Origin of the sequence: Lysinibacillus sp. UBA5994 (assembly GCF_002429725.1) — a bacterium.
GTDB lineage: Bacteria > Bacillota > Bacilli > Bacillales_A > Planococcaceae > Lysinibacillus > Lysinibacillus capsici.
In genome coordinates, this window is sequence record NZ_DJAU01000019.1 from 24,308 (window position 1) to 30,961 (window position 6,654).

Sequence of the window (6,654 nt, forward strand, 5' to 3'; positions counted from 1 at the left end):
GTATAATAGAAATTGACCATATCAAAATATCCAGTTTTTAAAATATTTATAGGGTCAGGAGGTTCCAGATCATGGATATGCTTTTATTCCAGCTTGAAAGAGATAGTGATAAACCGCTTTATGATCAGCTTTATAACGGTATTAAAGAAGCTATTATTTCTAAAAAAATAACTGTAGGAGAAAAACTGCCTTCAAAAAGAAAATTAGCTGATTTTTTAAATATTTCCCAAACAACAATTGAAATTGCCTATGCTCAGCTATTAGCTGAAGGCTATATTATGTCCAAATCACGTATTGGCTATTTTGTAGAAGAAATAGATGAACTGCCTTACATTCAACAAGATACTATGGCGTCCATTAATGAATATCCTAAGAAAAAGTCTTACAAAATCGATTTTAATCCAGGATCTATTGATATCGATGCTTTTCCATTTCAAACATGGAGAAAGTATGCAAAAGAGCTTTTTGACGATACCTCAAAGGAGCTATTATTAACAGGGGAACCACAAGGTGAACTGTCTTTACGCACAGAGATTGCTAATTATTTATATCAATCCCGTGGTGTTGTATGCCACCCTGAACAAATTGTTATTGGTTCAGGGACGGAGCAGCTCCTCCCTATGATTCTCCGTCTTTTTAGTGAGGACACCAGCTTTGCATTAGAAAACCCAGGATACCCTGCCGTCCATCGAATGTTTTCGCAGCATAAACGAAAAGTTTATCCAATTGCAGTTGATGAAGAGGGCATAATTATTCATGATCTCGAAAAAACAAATGCTAATGTTGTGTATATTACACCCTCACATCAATTCCCAACTGGGGCTGTATTATCTGCTACAAGACGAGCACAAGCTTTAAATTGGGCGGCACAAAGCACCTCTCGTTATATTATTGAGGATGATTATGATTCGGAATTTCGTTATGCTGGAAAACCAATTCCTGCCCTACACGCATTAGATCGAAACGATAAAGTTATTTACATGAGTACTTTTACTAAATCTTTAATGCCATCCTTGCGAGTAGCTTATTTTGTACTTCCACCTAAACTACTTGCTACTTATAACGATGTCTTTAATTATTATTCATCAACGGTGCCTCGTTTTGATCAGCATATTGTAGCAAATTTTATGGGTGATGGGCATTTTGCAAAGCATCTCAATCGTATGCGTAAAATTTATCGTAAAAAACATGATAAACTAACTTCTATTTTAGAAAAATATTCATCATCCATTAACATTACTGGTGAACAAGCGGGTATGCATATTTTATTAGAGGTTCAACACACATTTTCAGAAAAACAATTACAACAGCTCGCCTCTCAAGCAGAAATCGGTATTTATCCATTATCAGCCTATAGACTAGATCATTATGAATCTTCACAAGCTCAATTTTTATTAGGTTTTGGAGGGATTCCCGTACAAGCAATCGAATCATCCATTGAGCAGTTGATGGATTGCTGGAGTATACAAAAAAATGACCCATCTACGTAGATGGGTCGTTTTAAATTAAGTCTCAATTAATTGAATTTGATAATGCTCAAACCAAGTATGAATTTGCCCTAGATAAGCTAAAAGCTGGGGACCTGCCATTAATTGCCCATACCACGGAACCTTAAAAGAGCTACCTCCCGATTCAATTAACTCCGCAAGCTTTTGTCGTTCAAATAGTTCATGCAAAATTGAATTTTTATCATGTAGAATTTCCTTCAACCATTTTTGCACTCCTGCTGTATAGATAGGATGATATGTTTTTGGATAAGGATTTTTTTTACGATATAACACTTCATTCGGCAATAGATGTGACATTGATTTTCGAAGTAATCCTTTTTCTATTCCATCTAAATTCTTCATTTCCCACGGAATATCCCAGGCATATTCTACAAGCCGATGATCTGCAAAAGGGACACGTACCTCTAAACTTGCCCCCATACTCATACGATCCTTCCGCTCTAATAATGTTTGCATAAACCATAGCATATTTAAGTAGGACATTTCACGATGCTTTGCCTCTGCTAGACCTTCTCCATCTAGCAAAGGAACTTCAGCTATTGTTTGTGTATATAGTTGTTGTGCATAGGCTTCAATTTTTAATTTTTTGTTCCACTTCTCTTGGAGTAATGCACTTCTTTCAGACAATGAACGGATCCAAGGGAAACCAGTAGTCCTATCTTTAAACCATGGATAACCACCAAAAATTTCATCTGCACACTCTCCTGATAGCGCTACAGTAAATTCCCTTTTTATTTCACGACAAAACCATAATAACGAAGAATCTACATCTGCCATACCTGGGGAATCACGAACAATGACCGATTCCACTAATAAATCAATTAACTGTTGCTGAGTGATTTCCTCTGCGTGGTGAGCTGTCTTGAAAGTTTCTGTCATTTTTTGAATCCAGTACGTATCCGTGGAGGTCTGGAAAGAATGTGGGTTAAAGAAGCGCTCATTATCTTCATAATCAATAGAATACGTATGCAATTGATGGTTTTGCTGTTGGAATCTATTTGCTGCAATGCCTGTAATAATACTGGAATCTAGTCCTCCTGAAAGAAACGTACAAATGGGTACATCCGAAACTAGCTGACGTTCTATAGCATCCGTTAACAAAAAACCAACATGTTCAATTGTTTCTCCTAATGTTTCTTCATGTCTACGGCTTTGTAGTTGCCAATACGGCCACTTTCTTAAACCTTCTTCTCTAGAGAATCGCATAGCATAGCCAGGTCGTAATTCTTCAATATTTTGAAAAAGGGTTTTACCTGGCGCTCTAGAAGGTCCTACAGCCATCATACTTGCCAACCCTTCAACATTTACACATGCTTGAACCGTAGGGTGTGCTAGCAGAGCCTTCACCTCAGATGCAAAAAGTACACCTTCTTGTTGCTCTGTATAATACAAGGGTTTTACGCCTAGTCGGTCTCGACACAAAAATAAAGACTGTGTTTGCTCATCCCAAATACCGAAGGCAAAAATACCATTTAGAAATTCTACACACTGCTCTTTCCATTCAATATAGGCAGTTAATAGTACTTCAGTATCCGATTGTGTTGTAAAGCTGTGCCCTCTTTTTTGAAGTTCCTTACGTAGCTCCTCTGTATTATAAAGTTCGCCATTATATGTAATGACATAGTTCAAACCATCATGGATTTTTTTCATTGGCTGTTTGCCACCGATTAAATCAATAACAGCCAACCGTCGATGGCCAAATGCAATATGCTCACTACACCAAATATTTTCATCATCTGGCCCTCTCTTATTTAATGTTTGCGTCATCGATTTTAATATTGTGTCACTTGTTCTTAAGTCCTTTTGAAAACTAGCCCAGCCTGTAATGCCACACATTTAGCCACATCCTTTCGCCTATTAGCGTATGCTATAGCGTGTAAAAATGTGAAAAAGCACATGAATGCTTAAGTGCATTCATGTGCTCGTATTTAAATATTAAAACAATCCACCAACAAAGTCTGTAATGCCTCCCCATAAATTACCGAAGAAGTTACCTACACCTTGGAAGAACAATGAGATACCGCTAGCACGCTCTACAGCCTCTGTTGTGACAACATCGGATGAAATATCCTTGCCATCAATAAAGCCGTAATCTGTGCCTTCTGTGCGTTCAATAACGACCTTTCCTACAACAGTGTCTTTTTTAACGTCTGCCTCTAAACTCTTTTTATCTAAAACCAATGTAGGTTTATATAAGTCTTTATCAGAAGACTTAATCATAAATGAAATTGGTTCTTTTACTGCAATCGATACTTTGTCTTCTTTACCTTTTGTCACTTTAACTGTTTTGTGATCTTTGAATGTATAGTTCCCTGGTAAAATTTCTTGCTTTGAGAATTGTGAAAAGCCGTAGTTAAATAATTTCGCTGTGGCATCAAAGCGAGCTTCATAGGACCCTTGTCCATTTGCATCAACAGCTTTCATTACAACTGCAATCAAACGAGTACCGTTGCGCTCTGCAGTACCTGTGAAGCAGTGACCTGCAAAGTTTGTTGTACCTGTCTTTAATCCATCTACACCTTGATATTCATACACTAATCCCGGTAACATAAAGTTCCAGTTAGACATTTTAATTGCATCTTCTGTTCCTTCACGGAATGTCTTTTTTGCAATTTTAGATGTTTCTAATACCTTTGGGTGATCTTTTAATAAATGATATGCTAATTTTGCTACAGATTTTGCAGGCATCACATTCTCATCTTCTGGGCCTGTGCCTGATGGATGCATACCAAATAAATCAGCATTATTAAGACCAGTAGAGTTGACAAATTTATAGCCCTCTAAACCAAGTTCTTCTGCTTTTTTATTCATTAACTTTAAAAATTCAGTTTCAGAACCTGCGATCGTTTCAGCAATAGCTACGGTTGCTGCATTTGCTGAATAGATTGCCATTGCCTCATATAACTCACGAATCGTATAAGAGCCATCTCTACGTAAAGGTACATTACTTAATGCACGATTTTGAGACATACGATACGTATAATCTGTTACGTGATATTCTTGATCCCATTTAACTTTCCCTGCATCAATCGCGTCCAATAACAGGTATTCAGTCATCATCTTTGTCATACTTGCAATACCTAGTGAAGTATCTGCATTTTGTTCAAATAAAATTTTCCCTGAATCTGCATCAATTAAAATCGCAGCATCCACTGTTAATCCTAAATCTGTTTCCGCATTTGCCTTTGCAGGAATACCTGCAAAAATACTAAATAATAAAACAGGAATTAGGAGTAAGCGTAATACGGTGTTCATTTTCTTTTTCACCTTGAAAGCCCTCCAAAAAATAATCTTGTCCTCGACATTTTATCATAGATAACAACAAACGTGTTGACTCTCTACCATAAAAAAATGCTCTCGCGCCATCTTTGTAGACGATGCGAAAGCATAAAAGTTGCAAGTAATATATTACATGGAATAGTTTGGTGATTCTTTTGTAATCTGTACATCATGTGGATGTGATTCACGAAGACCAGCACCTGTCATTCTAACAAATTGTGCATTCTCGCGTAGGTGCTCCAGATGTGGAGCTCCACAATAACCCATACCAGCGCGAATACCACCAATCAGTTGGTAGATTGTATCAGCTAATGGTCCTTTATAAGGAAGACGGCCTTCAATACCTTCAGGTACTAATTTTTTTGCATCCTCTTGGAAGTAACGATCTTTAGAACCTTTTTCCATTGCGCCAATAGAACCCATACCACGATAAACTTTAAAGCGACGGCCTTGGAAGATTTCTGTTTCTCCAGGAGATTCAGATGTACCTGCTAGAAGAGAACCAAGCATTACAACGTTGCCTCCAGCTGCTAGAGCTTTTACGATATCACCAGAGTATTTAATACCACCATCAGCAATTATTGTTTTACCTAGCTCACGAGCTACTGTAGCACAATCATATACTGCTGTAATTTGTGGTACACCTACACCTGCTACAACACGTGTAGTACAAATAGAACCAGGACCGATACCTACTTTAACAACATCTGCTCCTGCTTCAAATAATGCACGTGCGCCTTCTCCTGTAGCAACATTACCAGCGATGATTTCTAGCTCAGGGTAAGTCTCACGGATTGAGCGAATTGTTTGTAATACGCCTTCTGAATGACCATGGGCCGTATCGATTACAACAATGTCAACTTGTGCTTCAACAAGCTTCTCAATACGTACCATCGTATCTTTTGATACACCAACTGCCGCGCCTACTAGTAAACGGCCATGTGTATCTTTCGCAGCATTCGGGAATTCAATCACTTTCTCGATATCCTTAATTGTAATAAGTCCAGTTAATCTACCTTCTTCATCTACAATTGGAAGCTTTTCGATTTTATATTGTTGAAGAATTTTTTCAGCATCCTCTAAAGTCGTTCCCACTGGTGCTGTAATCAAATCTTCTTTCGTCATTACATCTTCAATTTTTAAAGAGTAGTCAGAGATAAAACGTAAATCACGGTTTGTAATAATCCCTACTAGCTTTTGATTTTCCATACTATCAACAATAGGAACACCAGAGATTCGGTATTTACCCATTAGATGCTCAGCATCGAAAACTTGATGTGTCGGAGTTAAGAAGAATGGGTTTGTAATAACACCATTTTCAGAACGTTTTACTTTTTCTACTTGTTCAGCTTGCTCATCAATCCCCATGTTTTTATGGATAATACCGATACCGCCTTGACGTGCCATAGCAATCGCCATTTTAGACTCTGTAACTGTATCCATACCTGCGCTGACCATTGGGATGTTTAATTTAATCTTTGGTGTTAATTGAACAGATAAATCAACATCTTTCGGTAGTACTTCGGAATGAGCTGGTACTAATAATACATCATCAAAAGTTAAACCTTCTTTGGCAAATTTAGTCTCCCACATTTTCGTAACTTCCTCCTATAGTTAAAAGAATATTAATTGTAAGATTAACAACGTGGACTGCTACTGTCAAGAAACTTATAAAAGAAAGACAATTCAGATTTTTAACAAATAACAATTAAGATAAACAATACAAATAATTAACTACATTTTCGAGGCATTTATTTGCATTTTTTAAATTCAAAAAACACATTTGAACAATCTCTTTAGTAGAGTTAAAAGTTATCAAAAAAGAAAGTAAAAAAACAGCCAGCATACAGCTGACTGTTTTGTTTGC

General features: G+C 37.1%; 4 protein-coding genes. 1 reads left to right on the forward strand and 3 read right to left on the reverse strand.

Going from position 1 to position 6,654, the window contains the following annotated elements; genetic code table 11:
- Positions 1-71 precede the first annotated feature (71 nt).
- Positions 72-1,490, forward strand: coding sequence for a PLP-dependent aminotransferase family protein (locus B3D98_RS05600; protein WP_082148118.1), 1,419 nt, complete (start codon positions 72-74; stop codon positions 1,488-1,490).
- A 15-nt stretch (positions 1,491-1,505) separates the two neighbouring features.
- Here B3D98_RS05600 and asnB read toward each other — a convergent pair whose 3' ends face one another.
- The 3 genes from asnB to guaB form a co-directional block, all read right to left on the reverse strand.
- Positions 1,506-3,344 carry an asparagine synthase (glutamine-hydrolyzing) gene (asnB, locus tag B3D98_RS05605; protein WP_288581529.1) on the reverse strand — a complete coding sequence of 613 codons (1,839 nt, stop codon included), beginning with the start codon at positions 3,342-3,344 and terminating at the stop codon, positions 1,506-1,508.
- 99 nt (positions 3,345-3,443) lie between these two features.
- Entirely contained in the window at positions 3,444-4,775 is a 1,332-nt protein-coding gene (locus tag B3D98_RS05610) for a D-alanyl-D-alanine carboxypeptidase family protein (RefSeq protein WP_281217521.1), read from the reverse strand.
- A 141-nt stretch (positions 4,776-4,916) separates the two neighbouring features.
- Positions 4,917-6,380, reverse strand: a complete 1,464-nt coding sequence (gene guaB / locus B3D98_RS05615) for an IMP dehydrogenase (protein WP_004233999.1) — start codon at positions 6,378-6,380, stop codon at positions 4,917-4,919.
- Positions 6,381-6,654: the final 274 nt, after the last annotated feature.